The 21,333-nt window shown below is 72.5% G+C and carries 23 protein-coding genes; 8 read left to right on the top strand and 15 right to left on the bottom strand.

Features of this window, described 5'->3' with window-relative positions; genetic code table 11:
- The first annotated feature begins 33 nt into the window (after window positions 1-33).
- Both ACQPWW_RS08850 and ACQPWW_RS08845 read left to right on the top strand, forming a co-directional pair.
- Complete coding sequence (locus tag ACQPWW_RS08850) at window positions 34-486, top strand: N-acetyltransferase family protein (protein ID WP_433130918.1); 453 nt, start codon at window positions 34-36, stop codon at window positions 484-486.
- A gap of 61 nt (window positions 487-547) precedes the next feature.
- Window positions 548-1,045, top strand: a complete 498-nt coding sequence (locus ACQPWW_RS08845; protein WP_433130916.1) for a hypothetical protein — start codon at window positions 548-550, stop codon at window positions 1,043-1,045.
- Between the two features lie 632 nt (window positions 1,046-1,677).
- Here ACQPWW_RS08845 and ACQPWW_RS08840 read toward each other — a convergent pair.
- The 8 genes from ACQPWW_RS08840 to ACQPWW_RS08805 all read right to left on the bottom strand — a co-directional run bounded on the left by ACQPWW_RS08840 (window position 1,678) and on the right by ACQPWW_RS08805 (window position 11,001).
- Window positions 1,678-2,403: an ABC transporter ATP-binding protein gene (locus tag ACQPWW_RS08840; protein ID WP_433134225.1), complete on the bottom strand. Its 726-nt coding sequence runs from the start codon at window positions 2,401-2,403 to the stop codon at window positions 1,678-1,680.
- Between the two features lie 11 nt (window positions 2,404-2,414).
- Complete coding sequence (locus tag ACQPWW_RS08835) at window positions 2,415-3,410, bottom strand: ABC transporter ATP-binding protein (RefSeq protein WP_433130914.1); 996 nt, start codon at window positions 3,408-3,410, stop codon at window positions 2,415-2,417.
- 1 nt (window position 3,411) lies between these two features.
- Window positions 3,412-6,120: an FtsX-like permease family protein gene (locus ACQPWW_RS08830; RefSeq protein ID WP_433130912.1), complete on the bottom strand. Its 2,709-nt coding sequence runs from the start codon at window positions 6,118-6,120 to the stop codon at window positions 3,412-3,414.
- On the bottom strand, window positions 6,117-9,311 hold the full coding sequence (locus tag ACQPWW_RS08825; RefSeq protein WP_433130909.1) for an FtsX-like permease family protein: 3,195 nt from the start codon (window positions 9,309-9,311) through the stop codon (window positions 6,117-6,119). Before ACQPWW_RS08825 ends, ACQPWW_RS08830 begins: the two co-directional genes overlap by 4 nt.
- Before the next feature lie 158 nt (window positions 9,312-9,469).
- The gene (locus tag ACQPWW_RS08820; RefSeq protein WP_433130907.1) at window positions 9,470-9,634 is read right to left on the bottom strand and encodes a hypothetical protein; all 165 of its coding nucleotides are present in this window, start codon (window positions 9,632-9,634) and stop codon (window positions 9,470-9,472) included.
- Window positions 9,631-9,846, bottom strand: a complete 216-nt coding sequence (locus tag ACQPWW_RS08815) for a helix-turn-helix domain-containing protein (RefSeq protein WP_355029394.1) — start codon at window positions 9,844-9,846, stop codon at window positions 9,631-9,633. The genes ACQPWW_RS08820 and ACQPWW_RS08815 overlap by 4 nt, the downstream gene beginning before the upstream one ends.
- The gene (locus ACQPWW_RS08810; protein WP_433130905.1) at window positions 9,846-10,325 is read right to left on the bottom strand and encodes a DUF2975 domain-containing protein; all 480 of its coding nucleotides are present in this window, start codon (window positions 10,323-10,325) and stop codon (window positions 9,846-9,848) included. The genes ACQPWW_RS08815 and ACQPWW_RS08810 overlap by 1 nt, the downstream gene beginning before the upstream one ends.
- Window positions 10,326-10,356: 31 nt before the next feature.
- The gene (locus ACQPWW_RS08805) at window positions 10,357-11,001 is read right to left on the bottom strand and encodes a YdeI/OmpD-associated family protein (protein WP_433130903.1); all 645 of its coding nucleotides are present in this window, start codon (window positions 10,999-11,001) and stop codon (window positions 10,357-10,359) included.
- Between the two features lie 80 nt (window positions 11,002-11,081).
- On the opposite strand from ACQPWW_RS08805, the gene ACQPWW_RS08800 reads away from it, so the two are divergent.
- A complete protein-coding gene (locus ACQPWW_RS08800; RefSeq protein WP_433130901.1) occupies window positions 11,082-11,819 on the top strand; it encodes a VOC family protein in 738 nt (245 codons plus the stop codon).
- Window positions 11,820-11,869: 50 nt separating this feature from the next.
- Here the strand turns inward: ACQPWW_RS08800 and ACQPWW_RS08795 are convergent, their stop codons facing one another.
- From ACQPWW_RS08795 to ACQPWW_RS08785, 3 genes are all read right to left on the bottom strand, one after another.
- Window positions 11,870-13,120: a DUF222 domain-containing protein gene (locus ACQPWW_RS08795; protein WP_433130899.1), complete on the bottom strand. Its 1,251-nt coding sequence runs from the start codon at window positions 13,118-13,120 to the stop codon at window positions 11,870-11,872.
- Window positions 13,121-13,275: 155 nt separating this feature from the next.
- The gene (locus tag ACQPWW_RS08790; RefSeq protein ID WP_433130897.1) at window positions 13,276-14,064 is read right to left on the bottom strand and encodes a GNAT family N-acetyltransferase; all 789 of its coding nucleotides are present in this window, start codon (window positions 14,062-14,064) and stop codon (window positions 13,276-13,278) included.
- A 138-nt stretch (window positions 14,065-14,202) separates the two neighbouring features.
- The gene (locus tag ACQPWW_RS08785; protein ID WP_433130895.1) at window positions 14,203-15,111 is read right to left on the bottom strand and encodes a LysR substrate-binding domain-containing protein; all 909 of its coding nucleotides are present in this window, start codon (window positions 15,109-15,111) and stop codon (window positions 14,203-14,205) included.
- Window positions 15,112-15,235: 124 nt separating this feature from the next.
- Between ACQPWW_RS08785 and ACQPWW_RS08780 the strand changes: the two genes are divergently transcribed.
- Complete coding sequence (locus ACQPWW_RS08780; protein ID WP_433130893.1) at window positions 15,236-15,808, top strand: LysE family translocator; 573 nt, start codon at window positions 15,236-15,238, stop codon at window positions 15,806-15,808.
- 90 nt (window positions 15,809-15,898) lie between these two features.
- Here the strand turns inward: ACQPWW_RS08780 and ligD are convergent, their stop codons facing one another.
- Window positions 15,899-16,936, bottom strand: coding sequence for a non-homologous end-joining DNA ligase (ligD, locus tag ACQPWW_RS08775; RefSeq protein ID WP_433130891.1), 1,038 nt, complete (start codon window positions 16,934-16,936; stop codon window positions 15,899-15,901).
- Window positions 16,937-16,983: 47 nt separating this feature from the next.
- Between ligD and msrB the strand changes: the two genes are divergently transcribed.
- A complete protein-coding gene (msrB, locus tag ACQPWW_RS08770) occupies window positions 16,984-17,388 on the top strand; it encodes a peptide-methionine (R)-S-oxide reductase MsrB (protein ID WP_357247712.1) in 405 nt (134 codons plus the stop codon).
- Window positions 17,389-17,419: 31 nt separating this feature from the next.
- On the opposite strand, the gene ACQPWW_RS08765 is transcribed toward msrB, so the two are convergent.
- The 3 genes from ACQPWW_RS08765 to ACQPWW_RS08755 form a co-directional block, all read right to left on the bottom strand.
- Complete coding sequence (locus ACQPWW_RS08765; protein WP_433130888.1) at window positions 17,420-18,025, bottom strand: DUF305 domain-containing protein; 606 nt, start codon at window positions 18,023-18,025, stop codon at window positions 17,420-17,422.
- A 64-nt stretch (window positions 18,026-18,089) separates the two neighbouring features.
- Window positions 18,090-18,839, bottom strand: a complete 750-nt coding sequence (locus ACQPWW_RS08760; protein ID WP_433130886.1) for a lytic polysaccharide monooxygenase — start codon at window positions 18,837-18,839, stop codon at window positions 18,090-18,092.
- Window positions 18,840-18,947: 108 nt separating this feature from the next.
- Complete coding sequence (locus ACQPWW_RS08755; RefSeq protein ID WP_433130884.1) at window positions 18,948-19,223, bottom strand: glycoside hydrolase; 276 nt, start codon at window positions 19,221-19,223, stop codon at window positions 18,948-18,950.
- Window positions 19,224-19,377: 154 nt separating this feature from the next.
- Between ACQPWW_RS08755 and ACQPWW_RS08750 the strand changes: the two genes are divergently transcribed.
- The 3 genes from ACQPWW_RS08750 (at window position 19,378) to ACQPWW_RS08740 (ending at window position 21,288) form a co-directional block, all read left to right on the top strand.
- Complete coding sequence (locus ACQPWW_RS08750; protein ID WP_433130882.1) at window positions 19,378-19,638, top strand: Prokaryotic metallothionein; 261 nt, start codon at window positions 19,378-19,380, stop codon at window positions 19,636-19,638.
- A gap of 233 nt (window positions 19,639-19,871) precedes the next feature.
- Window positions 19,872-20,813, top strand: a complete 942-nt coding sequence (locus ACQPWW_RS08745) for a DMT family transporter (protein WP_433130880.1) — start codon at window positions 19,872-19,874, stop codon at window positions 20,811-20,813.
- A gap of 19 nt (window positions 20,814-20,832) precedes the next feature.
- A complete protein-coding gene (locus tag ACQPWW_RS08740; protein WP_433130878.1) occupies window positions 20,833-21,288 on the top strand; it encodes a GNAT family N-acetyltransferase in 456 nt (151 codons plus the stop codon).
- Window positions 21,289-21,333 lie beyond the last annotated feature (45 nt).

The raw sequence follows: 21,333 nt of genomic DNA, 5'->3' as shown, positions 1-21,333 counted from the left end.
CATCGGTCGGGTTCGCTGTGCCAGGCTCACCGGATGACCGACGTGACCTACCGGGAGGCGGTCCGGGCCGACCTGCCCGCCGTCATCGCCCTGCTCGCCGACGACGTCCTGGGCAAGGCCCGCGACTTCACCGAGGTCGACGAGGCCTACGAGAAGGCGTTCGCGGACATCACCGCGGACCCGCGCAACCAGCTCATCGTGGCCGAGCAGGGCGCCGAACTGGTCGGCTGCCTCCAGATCACCTACATCCCCGGCCTCGGTCGGCACGGCAGCGAGCGATCCCTGATCGAGGCGGTCCGGGTCCGCTCCGACCGGCGCGGCCAGGGGCTGGGCCGAGACCTGATGAGCTGGGCCGTCGACCAGGCCCGGCAGCGCGGCTGCGCGCTGGTGCAGCTCACCACCGACAAGACCCGTGCGGACGCGCACCGCTTCTATCTGGGCCTCGGCTTCGTGGCCAGCCACGAGGGCATGAAGCTGGCGCTCTGAGGCGTCGTACACCCACCCGGCGGGCAGCGGAAACCGAGCCGGCCGGTCTACATTCGCTGCCGTGGACGAGCCGACGATGCCCGCTGGCCCGCCGCCGCGCCCACCGTGGCGGCGGACGGGCTGGGCGATTCTGACGGCCGGCGTCCTTCTGGTCGTCGTCGCGTTCTGGCTGCCCGCCTGGCGCACCGTCTATCCGGATCGGGTGGACGTCACAGCGGGCTCGAAGGAGCTCGGCTGGGCGCTACCGTTCGCGGTGATCGCTGCCGTCTTCGCTGTCCTGTCGCTCGTCAACGTCGGCCCGGCCCGCTGGGTCTGGCGGCAGGCCAGCCTGGGAATGCTCGTCTCCAACGTGCTCGCCTGCGGCAGCATCACCGGGGTGTACTGGTATTTCGAGGCCGAAGACCCCTACGTCGACGAGGAAGTGCTGTCGACCGGGCCGGGCGCCGGTCTCCTCCTGGCCCTTGTGGGCTACCTGCTGATCCCGCTCGCCGGCGCCCTCCCCAGCGGCCGCACGGGTGGCGACCGGCCCAGGCACGACCGGCCCGACCAGGCGAAGTAGAAGGACGACCTCACGCGCCACGCGGTCGCGCCGCGGGTCCCGAAGTCGCCCCTGCGAGCCTGTAGAGCTGCCCCACATCTGGGGCACCGCCCCACACCCAGACCGCCGCCCACACCCGGGCCGCTGCTGCCCCACACCCCGGCCGTGCCCCACACCCCGGCCACTGCCCCACACCCAGACCGCCGCCCCACACCCCGGCCGTGCCCCACACCCCGGCCACTGCCCCACACCCCGGCCACTGCCCCACACCCGGACCGCCGCCCCACACCCCGGCCACTGCCCCACACCCAGACCGCCGCCCCACACCCCGGCCGTGCCCCACACCCCGGCCACTGCCCCACACCCAGACCGCCGCCCCACACCCCGGCCGTGCCCCACACCCCGGCCACTGCCCCACACCCGGACCGCCGCCCCACACCCCGGCCGTGCCCCACACCCCGGCCACTGCCCCACACCCGGACCGCCGCCCCACATCCGGCCACTGCCCCACATCTGGGGCAGCTCTACAGGGAGCGAACACACCCCGTCGGTCGCGCGGACCGAGATCCACGACCCACGGCGCCGGAGCCGCAACCCGCAGCCCGCAGCCACCGCCCCCGTCACCGCGCGCCGCCACCGCCGAAGCGCGACCGTCAGCCGTCGACCAGGCGACCGTCGCGCAGCACGAGCACCCGGTCGGCGAGGTCGATCAGGGCCGGGTCGTGCGTGGCCACCAGCGCTGTCATGCCGCGCGCGTGCACCACCGCGCGCAGCAGGTCCATGATGGACCGGCCGGTCTCCGAGTCGAGCTGACCAGTGGGCTCGTCGGCGATGAGCAGATCCGGCTCGTTGGCCAGCGCCCGGGCGACCGCGACCCGCTGTTGCTGCCCACCGGAGAGCTCGTACGGGCGCTGGGCCGCGTGTCCGCCCAGGCCGACCAGTTCCAGGAGCACCGCGACCCGCTGCTCCCGCTCGGCGGCCGGCACCTGCGCCAGCCGCAACGGCACCCCCACGTTCTCGGCGGCGGAGAGGATCGGCACCAGCCCGAAGGTCTGGAACACGAACCCGACGGTGCCCCGGCGCAGCTGGAGCAGTTCCGCCTCGCCGGCCGCTGTCACCTCGTGCCCGGCCACCACCACCTGACCGCTGTCCGGCCGGTCGAGACCGCCGATGAGGTTCAGCAGGGTGGTCTTGCCGGCCCCGGACCGGCCCCGGATGGCGACCAGCTCACCCCGACTGGCACTGAACGAGACGTCCTGCACCGCGTGTACGGCGTGCTCGCCCCGGCCGAAGGTGCGACTCACACCGCTGACCCGGACCACCTCGGCCGGTTGCGCGGCGGGTCCACCGCCGAACCCGGTCGCACCGGTCACCACCATGTCCCGACCACTCATGCCCGTGCTCCCCGCTCGTCCGAAGCCCGGTCGCCGGGCCGTACCTGCACGTGATCCGGCTCCAGATCGAGCCGGACCCGCTCCTTCAGCGCGAGCGCGTCGACGAATGCGGCAGGTAGCTGCATCCGGCCGTTGCGGTCCAGCACCGCGTACTCCTCGCTGACCAGCTCGGTGTTGCCGTCCGCGTCGATCCGGGCGGTCCGGCGTACCTCGGAGGCGGTCCGGCCGTCGCGGATCGCGACGGTCCGGCGGACCTGCGTGGCCACGGCGTGGTCGTGGGTGACGACCACGATGGTCACGCCCAGCTCGGCGTTGATGGTGCGCAGCGCCGCGAAGACCTCCGCGCCGGTCGACTCGTCCAGCTCACCGGTCGGCTCGTCGGCGAAGAGCACCTCCGGATCGTTCGCCACCGCCACCGCCACCGCGCACCGCTGCTGCTCGCCGCCGCTGAGCTGCCCCGGCCGACGGTCCGCGCAGTAACCCACACCGACCATGTCGAGCAGTTCCCGGGCCCGTTCCCGGCGGGCCTTGCCGCCGCGTTTGCCGGCCAGCTGCATCGGCAGCTCGACGTTCTCCAGGGCGGTGAGGTACGGCAGCAGGTTGCGGCCGGTCTGCTGCCAGACGAAGCCGACCAGCTCCCGCCGGTAGCTCAGCCGCCGCTTCGTGGACAGTGAGAGCAGGTCGTAGTCGGCCACCCGGGCGATGCCGGCGGTGGGCGTGTCCAGGCCGGAGAGGATGTTGAGCAGGGTCGACTTGCCCGAGCCGGACGCGCCGACGATCGCCACCAGCTCCCCCCGGTCGATGACCAGGTCGAGCCCCTGGAGGGCGACCACCTCGACCCCCTCGGTCTTGAAGATGCGCACCAGGCCGTCGCAGACGATGTGTCCGCGCAGTCGGTCCTGCCCGCCGGCCCGCTCGGCGGCACGTTGCGCGGCCCGCTGTTGCAGGGAGGCCAGGTCGGGCACCAGTGAAGTCTGGGCGGTAGCGGTCATCTCAGCTCTCCTCTCCGAGCCGAAGCACCTCACCGAGGCGCAACCGGCGGTTGTTCAGGGCCTCGACGGCGACCGCGAAGCCGAGGGCGACCACCCCGAGCGCGAGCACCGCCGCCACCAGGCCGGGCTCGAAGGCCACCCGCACCGGCATGCCACTGGTGAACGCGGACAGGCCGAGCACCGGGTTGAGCAGCAGGGGCAGCACCGCACCGACAAGCGCGCCGGTCAGCACCGACACCCCGACCAGCGGGGCCAGCTCGACCAGCAGCAGCCCACGCCACTGGCGGCGGGACAGGCCGAGGGTACGCAGCCGGGACAGCACCTGGCCGCGGGCCCGCGCGCCGGCCAGCACGGTGAACGCGATGGCCAGCAGCCCGAGCACGGAGCCACCGACGGCCCCGGCGACGAACCCGAAGGCCAGTACGCCGTTCGCGCCGCCCGCGCCGAGATCCCGGCGGATGTCGGCCCGGGTGTCGACGACGACTCCGAGCGGGCGTTCCCGCCCGGTGACCGCCCCGTCCTGCTGGTACCGCGACTGTCCCTGGTCGCCGGCGCGGCGCAGCGCCTCGGCGTCCAGCCGATCGCCGGCGACCAGCAGGCTGGTCGCCACGGGCGTGGTGGTGCGCGCCGGCAGCGCCTGCCAGGGCAGGATGACGAACCGGTCGGTGTTCGCCGACAGCAGGGGGAAACTCTCCTCGCTGCCGGCCACCCGGAACTCGTACCGCTGACCCTGCACCGGGATGAAGGCGGAGCGGTCCAGTCCGGCCCTGGCGAGATCGGCGGCGACCGCCGGCGAGACGATCGCCGGCACCGGACCCGGGTCGGGTCGGGCGGTGCGCAGCGCGGCCGGAAGCGGCAGATCCACCTCCGACTCCCGGGCCACCGTGACCAACCCTGGGCCGTCGATCAGCAGCACGGCCGTCTCCCCGAGCCGCGCGTCGGTGCCGAGCTCGTCGGCTGCCAACCGCTCGTCGGACGCGAACAGCACCCGCGTCGCGGCCCGTACCCCCGGCAGGCGACCCAACTCGTCGATCGTGTCGGGAGCGAAGCGCTCACCTCGGATCACCGCGTCGGCGGGCACGATCCGCTCGGCGGCCCGGTCCCGGCTCGCGTCGACGCCGGCGGCGACGACCGCGCAGAACGCCGCGGTGCCGATCGCGAGCACCACGACGACCAGCGGGGCGGCGACCGCCGACCGGCCGGCCCGCGCCGTGCCGAGGAAGGCGACGCTGCCCCGGGTCCGCGCGGCCAGCCGGCTGACCAGCAACAACGGCCAGGGGTACGCCCGCAGCGCGAGCACCGCCGCGGCGACCGCGAGCAGCACCGGCACCGACACCAGCAGCGGGTCCACCTCACCGAGGGTGAGGCCGCGCCGACGCAGCAGCACCGCGGCGAGCACGGCGAGCAGCAACACGGAAACCTCGACGGTGAGCCGACGGGTCGACGGGCGCATCCGGACCAGGTCGCGGCGGGACGCCCCACCGGTCGGCACGGCCAGCGTGGCCAGCGGCAGTGCCAGGGTGACAAGGACGGTCGCGGCGATCGCGTACGGCGTGCTCGGGTCCGGGGCGCCCGGGAACAGGGTGCCCAGCCACCAGCCGAGGGCGGCGGCCACCGGCACCACAAGCAGCGACTCGGCGAGGCTTCGTCGGGCGCCGGCCGTGGTCCCGCCGCCGCGGGCCCGGATCAGCACGAACTCCGCCCGGCGCCGCCGGGTGGCGAGGATGGCGGCGAGCACGATCAGCCCGGCCAGCGTGGCCAGGACGCCGGCCGCGATCACCGCCAGCAGGGTCCGGGCGGCGTTCACCTGGTCGGCGAACGCCCGCAACGGGACGTCGACGCCCTGGGCCAGCGAGAGGTCGTCCGGCCTGTTCCGCTGCGCCTCCTGGAGACCGTCGATCAGCTGGTCCAGCCGCCGCGCATCGATCGTGTCGGCGTTCAGCCGGTACCGCCAGTTGGACCGGAGAAACCATCCCGCCGCGGCCCGCTTGTCGAGGGCCGACTGGGCGACCACGCCGGAGGCGATGAACGGCTGACCGTCCCCCTGCGGTTCGATGATCCGCAGCATCGACGGCAGCCCGTCCCAGATGCCGCCCGTACGGTCGATGGGGCGGAACAGCCCCACCACCGTCAGCGGGACGTCGTCGTAGAGCCGCTTCTGGTCGTCGACCTTGCCGATGCGCAGGTGGCTGCCGGTCCGCAGGTTGAGCCTGGCGGCGACGTCGGCGTCGAGCGCCACCTCGATCGGCCGGTCGGGCAGGTACGTCTCGCTCGGCCACGCCCCCTCGACGAGGGTGCTGGCGTCCTGGACGCCGGGCATGCCCCGGAGACCCAGGTCGACGAGCAGGTTGCGGGCCGCGAGATCCGGACCGACCACGCGGGCCGGTTCCAGGTCCACGTTGTACCACCGCTCGGTCACCGCCGATCGGACCTGCGGCGGCAGGTCCGCGGCCAGCGCGTCGAACCGCTCGCGGGCGTAGGCCATCGCCGGCTTCAGGGCGGGGGCGGTCAGCACGTCACTGGTGTACGAGAGGTCCCGGCGCGCCGGCAGCTCAGCGTTCAGCTGCGCCCGGAGCCCCTGTTGGGCGAGTTGGTTCACCAGCCGGGGCACGCCGCTGATCAGCAACGTGACCACCAGGGTCAGCACCGCCAGCAGCAGGAACTGCCCGCCGTACGCCCGGACCCGCCGGACCGCCGCGCCGACGCTCATCGTTCTCCCCCGATTCGCAGCTGCACCGCCGCCACCCGCTGCCGGATGCCGGAGGCGATGAACGCGCTGAAGGCGAGCGCCGCCAGCAGCAGACCGACTGCGGTCAGACCGATCGGCACCCAGGGCAGCGCGAACGTCGCCGGGGGGATCGGCCGACCAGCGGCCGGGGTGAGGATGACAAGTGGGGCCATGGTGGCTCCGACCGCGGCGCCGAGCAGCAGACCGACGCCCACGCCGATGCCCGCGAGGAAGGCCTGTTCGGCAAGCAGCGCCCGAGCCAGCAGCCGGGGCGTGGCGCCGAGGGTGTTCAGGACCGCGAACTCGCTGAGCCGGCGTCGTGCGGTCGCCCACACGTCCACCATCAGGCCGACGATGGCGAGCAGCACCGCGCCGAGCGCCGCGGCGAGCATCCCGGTACGCGAACCCTGCCAGTACGGGTCGTCCGCCGCGGCGGTGATCTCCGCTTCCCGGTTGAGGACGGTGACTCCCGGCAGCTCGTCGGCCGCTCCGGCGGCAGCCGACGCGTCGGTGGCGCCGATCCACCACTCCGGTACCGGGCGGATCGTCCCGCCGGAACCGAGCAGCGCGTCGACAGCGGCCGGCAGGTCGAGCAGGACGCCCTCGCCGGTGGTGGCCGGCACCGAGTCCAGCTCACCGACGAGGTGGACTCGCAGCGCCGCCCCGGAGAGCGGCAGCTCGACGGTGTCGCCGAGGCGCAGGCTCAGCGCCTCGCGTACCCCGGGGGTCATCAGGACCGGAACGGCGGCGACCGGTCCGCCCGCCTCTCCCGGTACGACGACGAACCGGCTCGCCGGTCGATCCGGCCGACCCCCCTCGGTGATCAGATTGACGGGGGTATTGGCGACGAGCCCGGCCCCGCTCGAATCCACAAGCGTGCGCGGCCCACCGAGCCACGTCGCGGTCCAGTCACCGGGCAGCTCGGCCGGCCGGGCGGTGCCGCCGGCATCGACAAGCGCCAGCCCTTGCACCGCGAACCCGTACGAGATGCCGCCCGCGGACCCGGTGTCGGCTTCGAAGCCGGCCAGCCGCAGCGGCGCTCCGCCCACGTCCGGAAGCGTGACAGTGAACCGGCTGGCCTGCCCGGTGCTCAGGGCGTCGGTCGCCGGCAACCTGAAGACGAGCCCGTCGGGGGTGGTCAACAGCAACGACACCGCTACCCGGTGCGGCTCGGCGGGTTGCTCGACCGGCGTACGGACGGTGCCGGTGACCGCTCGGGTGCCCGCCGGCAGCTCGACTCCCCCGGTGGCGCCGCGCGCTTGGATCATCCGCTGGTACTGCTCCGACACCGGGTCGTCGCTGAGCCGGTCGGCGAGTCGGACGACCCCGGGCGCGCTGGCCGGGTTGATGCCGATCACGCTGACCGCCAGGTCGTCCCGGCCGACCCGGATCTCGTCGCGCCACGCCGGCAGCACCCGGTCCACGCTCGGCAGCGCGGCGAGTTCACCGGCCCGGGTGAGCGGGGCGGCCCCGTTTCGTTCGGTGACCCGCAGGTCGGCACCGACCGTGTGCCCGGCCTGCTCGACCTGGGACCGCTCCCCCGTGCTGATCAGCGACCAGGCCAGGGTGCTGCCACCGACGGCGAGGGCGAGCAGCAGCACCGGGCCGGCGTGCGGACGGCGTCCGGCCTGCCACATGCCGAACATGGTGGCCGTCCAGGGCCGCCGGTCGACGAACCGCTCGGCGAACCGGGTGACCGGTGGCAGCATCCGCAGCGCCAGCACCGCCCCCGCCAGCACCCCGAGTGTCGGGGCGGCGATCAGCAGCGGGTCGAGTCCGAGCCGGCCGCCCGAACCGGCCAGCGGCGAGGCGTACCGGCGGAGCTGCACCCAGGCGAGCACGGCGAGCGCCACAAGCACCAGGTCGACGCTGGCCCGCTGAACGCCCGCGCCCCGGTTCGGGCGGGACCGGGCGGCCATGTCGGCGACGTACGTGCCGGCACCACGCAGCGTCGGGGCGACCATGGCCACCAGACAGCCGGCGGCCGTGGCCGCGGCGGCGGCCCAGACCAGGGCGGTGTTGCCGCCGGCGGAGGACAGGTGCTCGGCACCGCCGGGTCGGACGAAGCGCAGCGCCACACCGGCGATCACCGGCGCGAGCAGAACCGCGGGGGCGACCACCAGGGTCGCCTCGCGGGCGGCCAGGCCGGCCAACTGCCGGCGGGCCGCGCCGCGGGCCCGCAGCAGCGCGGTCTGCGCGCGACGGTCCTCGTGCAGGAGCGCGGCGACAAGCACCAGCGCGTACCCGCCGAGCACCAGGATGAGCAACAGCGGGGTGGCCAGCGCGGAACGGCCGACCAGGTCGGCGCGGCCGATCCGGTCCAGCAGCTGCGGAATCTTGGTCACCGCCTGGCCGGAGCTGCCCAGTTGGGCGGCTTCGGACACCGCCGTGGACGCCTCGGTGAGGGCCTTGCGCACGGCGGGAAGATCGGCCGCGTCGACGCCGCCGAGATCCGGTTCGACGAGCCAGGACGCCGACACCGAGCCGGGGAAGATGGCCGCGAAGTCGGCCGGGTCGAGTGCGAACGGCCCGTACGACGTGCCGGAGCCGGCGCTGCCCGTGCCCACCCCGGGGGCCAACAGCCAGTACGTGTCCGTCGGGTCGCGGGGCCGCCAGATGCCGGCGAGCACCAGTTCGCCGCGCCGTTCGGTGGCCCGGTCCCGGACCGGGACGCGTTGGCCGACGCTGAGGCCCAGCGCGGCCGCGGCCCGCTCCGGGAGGCTCACCTGGGTCGGGTTCGCCCCCGGGCGGGGCCAGGCCCCGTTTGTCAGCTCCGCGTGCCCGGCCAGGTCGTCGAGGGTGGCCAGGTTGGCGAAGACGGGCTCGTCACCGGTACGGGGCACGGATCCGAGCGAGCCGGTCAACTCCCGCCCGGTGCCGTACCGGGCGGCAGAGACGTTGACCGGGACGCCGACGAGCCCGTCGGTGAGTTCGGCGCGGACCGCCCCGTCGCGGGTGGTGAACTCGGCTGCGTCGCGCCCACCCGACCCACTGACCAGGAGGCCGCGTTCCTCGGCCGGCGAGGCGGCCACCAGTGCCCGCTGCCCGGCGTCGACGGCCCGACGGTTGTAGTCGGACAGCCCGGTGACCAACGCGACGGCGACCAGGGCCGCGATCACCGCGGCGACCAGCAACCCTCGCGCCTCTCGGGCACGCCTCCACACCAGCTTCATCCGACGCCTCCCCTGGCCCTGACGGGCCGACGACCATCAAGACAGGCCACCCACCGGGAAAGGTTCGCGCCCGTTACATGATCGTTACTGAGAGAGGGGTCGGCTCAGGCCGGCCGGCGCGCCTCGGACGGCCGCCGGCCGGCGCGCGCCCCGGACGGTCAGCTGCCGCCCCGGACGTTGCGGACGCCGAATGCCACCGCTCCGATGACGAGCACGACGCCCAGGAGCTGGAGACCGGGCGAGTCGTCGGCCTCGCCGAGCACGATGCCGGCGATACCGATGGCGACCGCGAGAATGACGCCGACGGTCAGGACGTACCTCATGGGGTTTCCTCCTCGATCCACTCGAGCAGATCTCCGGGCTGGCAGCCGAGCACCCGGCACATCGCTTCCAGCGTGCTGAAGCGGACGGCCTTGGCCCGGCCGTTCTTGAGCACCGCCACGTTGGCCGGCGTGAGGCCGACCCGCTCGGCGAACTCGCCGACGCTCATCTTGCGTTTGGCCAACTCGACGTCGATGCGGACGACGATGGGCATCAGATCACCGCCTCCATGTCGGTCCGCAGCGTGGTCGCCTGCCGCAGCAGCGCGCGCATCACCACCATGAGGAGCCCGAGAACCGTGACACCCATCGTCAACAGGAACAGCAGGATCGGGCCGCCCGGGTCGTCCGCGTTGAAGCCGACGTAGAGGAAGACCCCCACGAGCACCACCCACGCGGCGCCGATGGCCCACACGATCAGGTCGACCCATTTCAGGGACGCTTCGGTGAAGATGCGGTCGTTCTTGACCAGGCTGAGCAACTTCCACGTCGACACGATGACCACCTGGACGCACAGCACCCAGAACACCGTCACGGCGGTCAGCGGCCACCGGAGGTAGGCGTGTTCCGGCGACTCCTGGGCCATGTACGCGAACTGCCCCGGCAGCGAGAACGTCTGGAACCCGATCAGGACCACGAACAGCACCCCGAGGAAGACCCTGAGAGCGGCTACCGCTCGATGCTCTGTAACCATGCATCGAGTTTCGCTCGTTACCTATCGAAAGTCAATCGGTTCGTTGGGGCTCGACTCCCGCCTGCGGCGGCGTCGGCCCGGAGACCGGTCTCGCCTTCTGGGGGTAGACCGCCTCGTGGCGAGCCAGCATGGCGACGAACTCGGCGATCTTCCGCTCGCGGGTCTGCGCCCGCTTCACGGAATTGACGCGGTGGATGAGAGCGAACCGGTTGGCCTTGGTGAGCACGTCGAACATGGCCTGCGCGGCAGGTTCGGCGGCGATGGCGGCGAGGAGGTCGGCGGGCACCTCGGCTTCCGACGACGGGGCGTAGGCCGCCGCCCACCGCCCGTCCGCCTTCGCGGCTTCCACGGCGGCGCGACCCGAGGGCAGCATTCGCCCCTCCGCCTCCAACCGGGCCACGTGGGCGACGTTGCGTTGCGACCAGGAGCTGCGCGACCGGCGCGGGGTGAACCGGATCCAGGAGCTCTCCTGATCCCGTTTCCGGGCCTGCCCGTCGATCCAGCCGAAGCACAGGCCCTCGTCGACCGCCTGCTGCCAGGTGAGCGTCGTGGCCGTGCCGCCCTTCCTGGTCAGGGCGAGCCAGACACCGGGCGACGTGGCGTGGTTCGCCGACAACCACGCACGCAGGGCGTCGGCGTCAGCGACGATCAACTCATCCAGCTCTGGGCTCGCCATGACGGCAGGCTAACCGCCACGGCCGACACGGACATCGAGCGGTCGACGCCGTCGGCCGCTCAGGCCCTAGCATCGTCGCCATGGCAACGCGGCTCGTGCAGATCAACATGAAGGCTCGCGACGACTCCGCGCTCGGCGGTTTCTGGGCGGAGGCGCTCGGCTGGGGAATCTCCAGCGAGGCGCCCGGCGTGACGAACCTCGAACCGGAGGGTTTCGACTACCCCGATCCCGTCGCCGTCTGCGTCGACCTCGTCGTCTCCACGGAACCCAAGACGGTGAAGAACCGCGTACACGTCGACCTCGCCACCACCTCGGCGGCCCATCAGGCGCAGGTGGTCACACGCCTGACGGATCTCGGCGCGACACTCGCCGACGTCGGCCAGGGCGACGTGCCATGGACGGTCATGGCCGACCCGGAGGGCAACGAGTTCTGCGTGCTGGACCCCCGGCCGCTCTACCGGGACACCGGGCCGATCGCCGCGGTGGTGGTCGACTGCGCGGATCCGCGAGCCATGGCCGACTTCTGGGACAAGGCAATGGACTGGACCCTGCACGAGGTGACCGACCAGAGCGCAATGCTGCGCTCCGCCAAGGGCGTCGGCCCATATCTGCGGTTCGTCCGCACCCCCGACGTGAAGACCGGATGGAACCGCGTCCACCTCGACGTCCGCCCGTACCCGGGTGACGACCTGGCGGCCGAGGCGGCGAGACTGCGGTCTTTCGGCGCCACCGCCGTCGACCTGAGCCCGAGCGAGATCCCGTGGCGGGTCCTCACCGACCCGGAGGGCAACGAGTTCTGCCTCCTCACCCCGAGCTGACCCGTACGGATCGCCGCGCACCGTGACCGGTCCGGGCCGTCGGGGAGCCGCTACGTCCGGCGGTGGTAGTGGTTGCGGCGCGGGAACTGGTCGGGGTCGAGCCAGGCCGGCGGTACGAACTCCGGTCGGCCGTCGTCGCCCAGCCGGACCGCCCACTCCGTCTGGTGCAGGTGCCGATGGTGATGGCCGCAGAGCAACACCGAATTGTCGAGGCTGGTCGGGCCGCCGTCGGCCCAGTGTCGAATGTGGTGGGCGGCGCACCAGCGGGGCGGCCGGTCGCAGCCGGGAAAGGCGCAGCCTCCGTCGCGCAGCACCAACGCACGCCGCAGCGGGCCGCTGACGAGGCGGCGTTGCCGGCCCACGTCGAGCACCTGACCGGCACCGCCCAACACGGCCGGCAGGATGGCGGCGTCGCAGGCGAGCCGACGCACCGTGGCGGGAGTGAGACGCAGGCCGACGTCGAGCGCGCCGGCGTGCAACTGCCGCGTCAGCTCGTCGAAGCCGGTGGTGACGACGAGCTGGGCCGGGTCGCCGCCGTGCTCCGGCAGCTCACCGGTGCGCAGCGCCAGCCGGCACACGTCGGCGAGGGCGTCGTGCCGGCGCTGGCCGGGGGTGCGTGTGTCGTCGGGCCCGCTGGGCGCGCTGAGCGGGTCGATGGCGGCGCGCACGAGCGCTGCGGTCTCCGCGTCGAGGGTGCCGCTGAGCCGTAGTCGACCGCCGGACTGCTCGGAGACGGTGACGTGCCGGTCGCGGGTTGCCCGGGTGGCCTCGGCGTCCAGTGCCGCACGGGCGGCGGCGTCGGCGATCTCGGGGGCGACGTGGTCGAGGATGCGGGTGCTGAGCTTGCGCAGCACTGTGGGATCGAACTGCTCGGCCCACTCGACAAGCACACCGACGGCCTTGTCGGCGACCTCCGGCCCGACGACCGTCCGCACGGCGGTGACGGCGTCGGCGATGACCCGGGCCTGCTCCAGGCTGACCGCCCCGGTGGCCAGCGCGTCGCGCACCCCCGCCGGGGCCGCGTCGACCGAGGCAGCCAGGTCGACCAGCCGACGGGCGGCGGCGACGTCGAGTCGCAGGCGGTGTCGCAACCACACGGTCGTCGAGGACGCGCCCTGCGCGACCGCGGTGCCCCGACCATCCACCTCCCGCACGAGGGCCAACCGCACCGCCGCCAGCCGCTGCTGGAGCCGGTGCGTGGCGTCGAGCGCCGCGATCAGGTCGCCCTCGGAGAGCGCCCAGGCGGAAGCATCGGTGCAGGTCGCCACCGCGCTCTCCGCCCGCGCCAACTCATCGATCACAAACAGACACTAGAACAGGTGTACGACAACTTCCGGTGCGTCGGGGTGCGTTACGTACCGTGGCCAGATCGGGCCAGCGTCGGCATCCGGACCTGCCGATGAGCGGGCGGGGGGGGGTCTTGTGCGTGGATCCGGACGGGCCGCGAGAAGGGTGCTCACCGCTGCCAGTTGTAGGGCGTCGTCGTCGACACCTTGATCAGACCGTAGCGTTCAAGGATCGGGCGCGAGTATTCGGTCGAGTCGCTGTTGATGAGTGTCTTGCCCATACGGAGTGCTGAGCGGGCCCGCGCCGCGGTCAACGCGCGGTAGATCCCACGGCCGCGCCACTCCGCACGGGTCGCGCCGCCCCAGATCCCGGCGAAGTCGGTCCCCCGCACCGGCTCCAGCCGGCCGGCACTGACGATCCGTCCCTCCGCCTCCGCAACCCACAACTCCATTCCGTCATCGCGGGTCAGGCGGCGCAGGAGGGCGTTCGCCATGTCATCGCCAACCGGATTCCCAAAGGCTTCGTCTTGCATCGCACTCATCGCGCGGACGTCCGCCTCCTCGCTCACCCGACGCAGTGTCACGCCTTCGGGCAGCGGAACGTCAACGGCTAGTAGCCGCGCCTCGCCAAGCATGATCGACTCAGGCTCATCCGCGGTGAATCCATTCTCCAGCAACGCCTCGTGCAACCCCGGCGCATGGTCGTGCCCACGCGCCTTCCACTTGACCCGCCCGATCTCGGGGTCTGCCTGGTAGTGAGCGAGCGCCTCTCGGACGAGCCGGCGAATCGTATCGGCGTCCGCCCCGCCGAGATCGCGGTAGGTGACAAACCCACGACCACCAGCGAAGGTCACGAGACGCAGGGGCCCGTGTCGGGTGACCGAGACCGCGCTCGGCGTCTCGGCGTCCGCCCGAAGCTGTTCGTCGTAGGCCGCAAGCAGTCGAGCCGAATTGATCATGCTCGTACGCTGCAACAGTGGGGGCCGGAGACGCAACTGGGTTTCGAGCCAACCCCGCGATCCTGGCCTGAGGCACTCTCATGCCGCTGAGCATGCGCGCCGGCCGCTGATCCGCCGTCACGCTCCGTAGGGCGGCGTCTACTTCGGTGTGGTCCGGGCCAGGACGTCGCAGAGGTATCGGTGAAGTGCCCGGGCTGCCGGCGACCGGTCGGTGCGCCTGGTGGTGGCGTAAATCTGCCTCGTCAGGCCAGTCGGCCTGGCGATCGGCAGGTAGCTCACGCCGGGCTGCGCGACGGCTGCGAGCTGCGGCACGAGCCCTACCCCGAAACCGGCGCCAACCATCGCCAGGACCATCGGGTAGCTGTGCACCCGGATGTCGACGCGAGGGTCGAACCCGGCTGCTCGACAGGCCATCTCGGTGGCGGCCTGGAAACCGGTGCTGGTGAGCGCGGCGACCCAGGGAGTCGTGGCGAAGTCGGCGAGGTCGGCGGCCCCGGTCTCGGCGGCTGCCAGGCTTCGGGGCACGGCCAGCAACATCGGCTCCCGGTAGAGCGGCCGCTGGTCGAGTCCGCGCAGATCAGGTCGCGACAGTGGGGCGTACTCGTGGGTGACCGCCAGGTCGACGGTTCCCGCCTGCACCATCGGGAGCGCCTCGGCCGACTCCAGCTCGGTGAACCGTAACTCGATGTCGGGGTGCCGGCGCCGGAAGACGGTCAGCGCCGGGATGACGAAGCTGATTCCGGCGGTGGCGAACGCCGCGATCCTGATCGTGCCACCGCCCAGGCCGGCCACGTCACGGACTGCTCGTTCAGCGTCAGCGAGCGAGCTCAGCAGCCGTCCGGCATGGTCAGCCAGAACCCGGCCCGCCTCGGTGAGCCGGACGCTGCGCGCCGAGCGCTCCAGCAGTGCGACACCGACATCGCGTTCCAGGGCGGCGAGCTGCTGGGAGGCGGCTGCGGCGGTGCAACCGGCACGTTCGGCGGCAGCAGCGATGGTGCCGGTGACCGCCACGTCACGTAACAGGCTGAGTCGCCGAGGATCGAGCATCGGAAAAGCTTATGCTCAGTGCTCGCCACACGGTATGGATCTATTGCTGGACTCCCGGCATGCTGAGACGATGCCGCTCGATCCGCATTTGCTTGCCGCCTTCACCGCCGTCACGGTCATTGCCATGATCGCGCCTGGCCCCGACATGCTGTTCGTGCTCAGCTGCGGGATGCGCGGTGGGCCGCGGGCCGGACTGCTGGCCACCGCGGGGCTGGCCACCAGCGAGGCGATCCACGTGCTCGTCGCGGCGGCCGGTTTGACCGCCCTGTTCACCGCGGTGCCGCAAGCGTTCACAGTGCTGCGTATCGCCGGTGCGGTGTACCTGACGTACCTCGGCATCCAGATGATCCGGCACCGCGGTGACATGGTCCCCGGGACGGAGGCAGCCGGAGTGTCCGGTCGGCGCGCCTACCTCAGCGGTTTCCTGACCAACCTCTCCAATCCGAAGATGATCGCGTTCTCGGTGGCCTTTCTGCCGCAGTTCGTCGATCCGGCACTCGGTTCCGTCTGGATCCAGTTCGCCGTTCTCGGGCTGATCCTGATCGCGCTGGAGTTCGTTGTGGACGGCGCGGTCGGAGTGCTCGCCGGTCGGATCGGAACGTGGCTGCGGCATCGCCGCACGCTGAGCCGCCGCATCGACACAGTCACGGGCGGCGTTCTCATCGCCATCGGCCTACAGCTGGCCGCCGAACGGTAGGAACGCCACCGACCGTCGTGGCATCCGGATCTGCGGCATCGGAGGGAACCCGCCGACGTAACGGTCCGGGCAGCGCGGCACCCGGCGCGCTCAGGCGCTCTCGCCCTCCGGGGCACGCTTGGCGCGGCTGGGCTGCACCCGCTTGGGCTCGCCGGGCATTTTCGGGTGGTCCGGCGGATAGGGCAGGTCGCCCTGGCCGGCGGCGGCGTCCCGGTCGGCCCACTCCAACAGCGGGGTGATGTCCCACGGGGCGTCGTCGATGCCGGCGTGCGGATCGCCGCGCTCGGCGAGCCGGGCCGGGACGGTACGCAGGTCGAAGTCGTCCGGGTCGACGTCGGGCAGCTCGTCCCAGGTGACCGGGGTCGAGACGGTGGCCCGCGCGTTGGCCCGCAGCGAGTACGCGCAGGCGATCGTGCGGTCCCGGGCCATCTGGTTGAAGTCGACGAAGACCCGGCTGCCGCGCTCCTCCTTCCACCAGGCGGTGGTGACCAGGTCGGGGTGGCGACGCTCCACCTCACGGGCGAGCGCGATGGTGGCCCGGCGCACCTCGGTGAACGTCCAACGGGGCTGGATGCGCAGGTAGACGTGCACACCCCGGCCACCGGAGGTCTTCGGCCAACCGGTCACGCCCAGCTCGTCGAGGAGCGCGCGGACCTCTGCGGCGGCCCGCGCCGCGTCGGCGAAGTCGGTGCCGGGCTGCGGGTCCAGGTCGATGCGCAGCTCGTCGGGTCGGTCGGCGTCGGCGGCGCGCACCGGCCACGGGTGGAAGACGATGGTGCCCATCTGCGCCGCCCAGGCCACGTGCGCCAGGTCGACCGGGCACAGCTCGGCCGCGCTGCGACCGCTGGGGAAGGTGATCTGCGCGGTCGTCACCCACTGCGGCACCCCGCGGGTGGGCACCCGCTTCTGGAAGAACGCCTCGCCCTCGACGCCCTCGGGAAAGCGTTGCAGCGTGGTGGGCCGCTCCCGCAGGGCGCGCATGATCCCGTCGCCGACCGCGAGGTAGTAGTGGAAGACGTCCGCCTTGGTGAAGCCCCGCTGGGGGAAGATCACCCGGTCGGGACTGCTCAGCCGTACGCTGTGCCCGGCCACCTCGATCTCGGTGACCGCTGCCTTGGTGCCCGCCATCACGCGACCTTATGCCACGCCCCCGACGTTCGACGTACGGTTGACGGGTGAGTCTTGACGACAACGAGCTGCCCCGCACCGACGACGAGTGGCGGGTCCGGTTGACCCCCGAGGAGTTCCACGTCCTGCGGGAGGCCGGCACCGAACGCCCGTGGGTCGGCGAGTACGTGGACACGAAGACCCAGGGGGTCTACCACTGCCGCGCCTGCGGGCTGGAGCTCTTCTCCAGCGACACGAAATTCGATTCGCACTGTGGGTGGCCGAGCTTCGACGACGCCATCCCGGGCCGGGTGAAGGAGATCGAGGACCGCAGTCTCGGGATGGCGCGCACCGAGATCCGCTGCGCCCGCTGCGACAGTCACCTCGGGCACGTCTTCCACGGTGAGGGCTTCACCCCGAAGGACACCCGGCACTGCGTCAACTCGATCTCGGTCCGGTTGGAACCCCGCTGACCTGAGCTGTCCGGACGCGGCCGACGCGCGCTCAGGGCGTACCCCTGAGCAGCTCGACCTCGGCGGTCCGGGACTGTTCGATCCGCCGGGCCAGGTCGCGGACCTGCTCGTTGCGACCGACGCCGACCTGGGCTCGGGCCAGGTCGGCCGCCGCGCGCTGGTGGTCGGCGAGCACCTCGCGCAGTGTTCGGTCCACGTCCGCGTCGGGCGCGGTCCGCAGTCGGTCGAGGGCGGCGGCGTCGCCGTGCCCTTCGTGCTGGTGTGCGCCAGCGCTGGCACCCGGCCCGGCCGTGGGCAACCAGCCGCGCATCGCGGACAGCTCGTCGGCCTCGGTCGCCTCGATGGCGGCGGCCAGCGTCCGCAGCGCGTCGTCGCGCACCCGGTCCCGGGCCAGCGCGACGATCTGCAGGGTGCGTTCGCTGTGCCCGACCATCGTGGTCAGGAAGACCACGTCGATCCCGCTCATCGCGTCCCCGGCGATCGCGGCCGCCGCGCCCCCGGACCCGGCGCCCGTCCCGACCGGGGACGCGGGGGCCGGTTGCGGCACTACCGACGGGCTCGACGTGGGCGACCCGCCGCAGGCGCCGGTGAGCAGCAGCGCCGCGACGAGGGACACCAGACGGGTACGACGGGGCATGCCCTGTGCTCCGTTCACGCGGGGGACGGCGACACGGGTGCGGCCGGTGGCCGCACCCGCGCGGTCAGACCTGAAGCCAGAGCGCCGGTACGTTCGGCGGCTCCCAGCCGGGGATCGCCGTGTGCGCCTGCCGGCAGCGGTACGTCAGTCCGCCGTAGGTGACCTGGTCACCGACCTGGTACGCCCGGCCGCTCGTCCAGGTGCCGCCCGGGGCGGGCGTCGTGGTCGGCGTGGCGGTCGGGGTGGGTCGTGGGGTGGGTGAGGCGCTGGGCGTGGGAGTGGGAGTGGGGGCCGGCCCGCCACCGCCGCCGATCTGCACGTCGATGCAGGAGTAGAAGGCGTTCGCGGTGTCGGAGATGTTCCACACCGCGAGGATCTTCTGCCGTCCGGAGAAGCCGCCCAGGTTGACGGTGTGCGAGACCGTGGCGCCCGGCTGCTGACCGTTGCCGTTGACGACGCCGACCCGGGTGTTGCCGATCCAGTATTCCCAGTTGCTTGTGGCGTGGCGGGCGGTGTTCACCCAGGTGAAGGTCAGCGAGCTGCCGACCGAGGTGGCCGGCCAGCCCCGGCTGTCGTCGTTGAGGACGGCGAACTGGGCGATGCCGGCGTTGCAGCTGCGCAGGCCCTTGGGCCCCTCGACGCTCTGCGGCTCGTACTTGATCTGCCCGCAGTCGGGCACCCGGCCCTGCGCGCAGAGCGCCTGCCGGCTGGGTGGGGCGGAGACGTAACCGTGCGCCTGCGCCGGTGCGGCGACGGTGAGGGTGGCGGCGACGGCACCGGCCGCCACCAGCGGGATGGTGATTCTTCGACGCATCGGGGCGGCTCCTTCTCCGGGGTCCGGTGGTGCCCCTCAACATAATTTAAACATTGTTAACAGTAAAGACTCCCATCAATAAATCAATCGATGGTGACGAGTTTTCTGTCAGAGGCGGAGCAGGCTGCCCCGGTCGTCGACCCGGTCGGCCGACTCGTCGTCCAACCAGACGCCGCCGGCGGCGAGATACCGGAACACGTACTCCCCCGGCGGAAGCTTCACGGTGACCGTCCGCATGCCGTCGCGGCGGATCACCAACTCGTGTCGACCCGGCTCCCAGTCGTTGAAGGAGCCGACGACGCTCACCGGGCCGGGCGGGGAGTCCCGGGGCAGGCAGAAGGTCACCCGGGTCTGGTTGCCGAAGAGCTTGTTGCGCTTGATCACTGTGACCCTCCGGGGGTTGCGGCGGTTCACCTGGCACAACTGACAACACGCCAGAGCCGACACGCCGCCCAGACCCCTGGAGAGCGTCATTTCCGTCCGCGCGCGTCCGAACCTGCGGCATTCTGGGCGAAATGTCGTAATGAGGGGGTTGGTCATGGCCACGTGCGAGGTCTGCGGCAACGACTACTGGATGGCGTTCGAGGTGCGCACCGTCAGCGGTGACGTGCACACCTTCGACTCGTTCGAGTGCGCGATCCACCGGATGGCGCCCATCTGCGAGCACTGCGAAGTCAAGATCGTCGGGCACGGCGTCGAGGTCAACGGCCGCTTCTTCTGCTGCGGACACTGCGCCCGCGCCGTCGAGGGCGCCGAGGGCGCCGAGATTCGCGACGCCGTCGGCGCCCGCCCGGCCTGACCGCCCGCCCGGCCGCCCGACCGTCGCGCCAGCGGACCGAAAGACCGCGCCCGGTCCCACGATCCTGCGGTACGGTCGTCGCCATGCGGCCACCGCTGGGCGTTCTCCCCCCGCCGCGCTCCTGACGGAGCGCCGCGCCCTCGCCGACCGGGACACCGACCCGGCTCGGCCCCCTGCCGTACGCGCTCCGTCGACGTCGTCCCCGTCAACGGCTCACCCTTCGGAGCGCCTCCGTGTCCCTCACCCGTACCGTGCCGTCGGCCGCCCCGGCCACGGCCACCAGTTCGGCCCGCACCGGCCTGATCCAGATCACCGTCACCGGCGTCCTGTGGGGCACCACCGGCGTGGCGGTGCAACTCCTGCGCGACAGCACCGGTCTCAGCCCGGTGAGCATCGGTTTCCATCGCCTCGCGATCGCCGCGCTCGTGCTGCTGGCGTGCACCGCCGGCCGGCTCGGCACGCTCGTGTCCGCCCTGCGCGCGGCACCCGTACCACTGCTGCTCACCGGCGTCGGCCTCGGCCTCTACCAGGCGCTCTACTTCGCCGCGGTGGCGTGGGCCGGCGTCAGCGTCGCCACCGTTGTCAGCCTGGGTCTGGCCCCGGTGCTCGCCGCGACCTGGGAGTCCGTGCGCGCCCGACGACTCCCCGGCCCGCTGCGACTGGGCACGCTGGTCGCGGCCGTGGCAGGTCTGGTCCTGATCACCGGGGCCACCGCCGACCCGACAGTGGCGGCGCCCGCGCCGCTGCTCGGCCTGCTCGCGGCGGCCGGCTCCGGACTGGGGTACGCGGTGACCACCCTGATCAGCCGCAACGTCTCGCAGCACACCGCGCCGATGACGCTGACCACCATCTCCACTGTGGTTGGCGCGCTGACCCTCGCGCCGTTCGCAGTGGTCGCCGGGGTCGCCGTGCCGGTACGCCTGGACACCGTGACACTGCTGCTGCACCTCGGCGTGGTCACCACCGCGCTGGCGTACGCGTTGTTCTACGCCGGGCTGCGCACCACCCCGGGCAGTGTCGCCGCCGTGCTGACCCTGCTGGAACCGCTCACCGCCGCGGCGCTGGCGGTGGCGCTGCTGCACGAGCCGCTCCCCCTGCCGGTCATCGTCGGCGGGGTGCTGCTGCTCACCGCCGTGGCCGCCACCTACCTGGCGCCGCGATCGGGCACCACCTGAGGCGGCCTACCATCGGTGGGTGCCTCAGCAGACCACCGAAATCCGGACGGCGTCCTTCGCCGACCTGAACGCCCGCACCTTCCACGACCTGCTCAAGCTGCGCATCGACGTGTTCGTCGTGGAGCAGCACTGCCCCTACCCGGAACTCGACGGGCGCGACGTGGAGCCGGGCACCCGGCACCTCTGGCTGACCGACGGCGGCGCGCCGCTGGCGTACCTGCGGATCCTGGCCGACCCGGACGGCACCGCCCGGATCGGTCGGGTGGTGGTGGCGCCGGCGGCGCGCGGCGGCGGGCACGCCGGCCGGCTGATGAGCGCGGCGCTGGAGGTGGTGGGCAACCGGCAATGCGTGCTGGATGCCCAGTCGCACCTTGTGGCGTTCTACACCCGGCACGGCTTCGCGGTCAGCGGCCCGGAGTACGTGGAGGACGGCATCCCACACACCCCGATGCGGCGCGATGTCATTGACGGGTGACGATCTAACTGGCATGGTTTCGGGTAGAGCCGTCGCGGGAGCCAG

This window comes from Micromonospora sp. CA-240977 (genome assembly GCF_050942285.1).
GTDB lineage: Bacteria > Actinomycetota > Actinomycetes > Mycobacteriales > Micromonosporaceae > Micromonospora.
The sequence above is the reverse complement of the archived record's forward strand: the minus strand, read 5'-3'. Positions and strand labels throughout refer to the sequence as shown.

Excerpts from the sequence above, each read along its gene's own strand:
- ACQPWW_RS08850 (WP_433130918.1), top strand. The coding sequence starts at position 34 with ATGACCGACGTGACCTACCGGGAGGCGGTCCGGGCCGACCTGCCCGCC.
- ACQPWW_RS08840 (WP_433134225.1), bottom strand. The coding sequence starts at position 2,403 with ATGGTGGTGACCGGTGCGACCGGGTTCGGCGGTGGACCCGCCGCGCAA.
- ACQPWW_RS08835 (WP_433130914.1), bottom strand. The coding sequence starts at position 3,410 with ATGACCGCTACCGCCCAGACTTCACTGGTGCCCGACCTGGCCTCCCTG.
- ACQPWW_RS08830 (WP_433130912.1), bottom strand. The coding sequence starts at position 6,120 with ATGAGCGTCGGCGCGGCGGTCCGGCGGGTCCGGGCGTACGGCGGGCAG.
- ACQPWW_RS08825 (WP_433130909.1), bottom strand. The coding sequence starts at position 9,311 with ATGAAGCTGGTGTGGAGGCGTGCCCGAGAGGCGCGAGGGTTGCTGGTC.
- ACQPWW_RS08820 (WP_433130907.1), bottom strand. The coding sequence starts at position 9,634 with ATGAGGTACGTCCTGACCGTCGGCGTCATTCTCGCGGTCGCCATCGGT.
- ACQPWW_RS08815 (WP_355029394.1), bottom strand. The coding sequence starts at position 9,846 with ATGCCCATCGTCGTCCGCATCGACGTCGAGTTGGCCAAACGCAAGATG.
- ACQPWW_RS08810 (WP_433130905.1), bottom strand. The coding sequence starts at position 10,325 with ATGGTTACAGAGCATCGAGCGGTAGCCGCTCTCAGGGTCTTCCTCGGG.
- ACQPWW_RS08805 (WP_433130903.1), bottom strand. The coding sequence starts at position 11,001 with ATGGCGAGCCCAGAGCTGGATGAGTTGATCGTCGCTGACGCCGACGCC.
- ACQPWW_RS08800 (WP_433130901.1), top strand. The coding sequence starts at position 11,082 with ATGGCAACGCGGCTCGTGCAGATCAACATGAAGGCTCGCGACGACTCC.
- ACQPWW_RS08790 (WP_433130897.1), bottom strand. The coding sequence starts at position 14,064 with ATGATCAATTCGGCTCGACTGCTTGCGGCCTACGACGAACAGCTTCGG.
- ACQPWW_RS08785 (WP_433130895.1), bottom strand. The coding sequence starts at position 15,111 with ATGCTCGATCCTCGGCGACTCAGCCTGTTACGTGACGTGGCGGTCACC.
- ACQPWW_RS08780 (WP_433130893.1), top strand. The coding sequence starts at position 15,236 with ATGATCGCGCCTGGCCCCGACATGCTGTTCGTGCTCAGCTGCGGGATG.
- ligD (WP_433130891.1), bottom strand. The coding sequence starts at position 16,936 with ATGGCGGGCACCAAGGCAGCGGTCACCGAGATCGAGGTGGCCGGGCAC.
- ACQPWW_RS08765 (WP_433130888.1), bottom strand. The coding sequence starts at position 18,025 with ATGCCCCGTCGTACCCGTCTGGTGTCCCTCGTCGCGGCGCTGCTGCTC.
- ACQPWW_RS08760 (WP_433130886.1), bottom strand. The coding sequence starts at position 18,839 with ATGCGTCGAAGAATCACCATCCCGCTGGTGGCGGCCGGTGCCGTCGCC.
- ACQPWW_RS08750 (WP_433130882.1), top strand. The coding sequence starts at position 19,378 with ATGGCCACGTGCGAGGTCTGCGGCAACGACTACTGGATGGCGTTCGAG.